Consider the following 994-nt stretch of genomic DNA (forward strand, 5'->3'; position numbering starts at 1 on the left):
GAAAGCGCCGATCACCGTCGCCAACTTCATCGAGTACGTGAACGCCGGCCACTACGAAAACACCGTTTTCCACCGTGTCATCGGCAACTTCATGATCCAGGGCGGCGGTTTCGAGCCAGGCATGAAAGAAAAGAAAGACAAGCGTCCAAGCATCCAGAACGAAGCGGACAACGGCCTTTCCAACGACAAGTACACCGTCGCCATGGCCCGTACCATGGAGCCGCATTCGGCCTCCGCGCAGTTCTTCATCAACGTCGCCGACAACGCCTTCCTCAACCACAGCGGCAAGAACGTGCAGGGCTGGGGCTACGCGGTATTCGGTAAAGTCACCGAAGGCCAGGACGTGGTCGACAAGATCAAAGGCGTGTCCACCACCTCCAAGGCCGGTCACCAGGACGTTCCAGCAGAAGACGTGATCGTCCAGAAAGCCGAGATCGTTGGGTGATATTGCTGATTTCAGACTTGCATCTGGAAGAGGAGCGCCCGGATATCACCCGGGCGTTTCTGGATCTGCTCCACGGCCGCGCCCGTGGCGCCCAGGCGTTGTACATTCTGGGGGACTTCTTTGAAGCCTGGATTGGCGACGATGGGATGACCGCCTTCCAGCGTTCCATCTGCGAGGCTTTACGCGAGCTGAGCGACAGCGGCACCCCGATTTTTATCATGCATGGCAACCGCGATTTCCTGATCGGCAAGGCGTTCTGCAAAGCCGCAGGCGCTACCTTGCTCAAGGACCCGAGTGTCGTGCAGTTACATGGCGAGCCCGTGCTGTTGATGCACGGCGACAGCCTCTGCACCCGCGACGTCGGCTATATGAAGCTGCGGCGCATTCTGCGCAACCCGATTGTTTTGTTCATTCTGCGGCACTTGCCGTTGCGCACCCGCCACAAGCTGGCGCGCAAGCTGCGCAGCGAGAGCCGTGCGCAAACGCGCATGAAGGCCAACGATATTGTCGATGTGACGCCCGAGGAAGTGCCCCGGGTGATGCAGCAGT

General features: G+C 59.4%; 2 protein-coding genes. Both read left to right on the forward strand.

What is annotated here, in order from left to right:
- Positions 1-445, forward strand: a 445-nt coding sequence (locus FEM54_RS32770; RefSeq protein WP_138454307.1) for a peptidylprolyl isomerase, incomplete at its 5' end; no start/stop codon positions are given.
- Positions 442-994, forward strand: a 553-nt coding sequence (gene lpxH, locus FEM54_RS32775; RefSeq protein WP_138454308.1) for a UDP-2,3-diacylglucosamine diphosphatase, incomplete at its 3' end; no start/stop codon positions are given. The genes FEM54_RS32770 and lpxH, both read left to right, overlap by 4 nt.

The sequence above is a fragment of the Pseudomonas edaphica genome (assembly GCF_005863185.1).
GTDB lineage: Bacteria > Pseudomonadota > Gammaproteobacteria > Pseudomonadales > Pseudomonadaceae > Aquipseudomonas > Aquipseudomonas edaphica.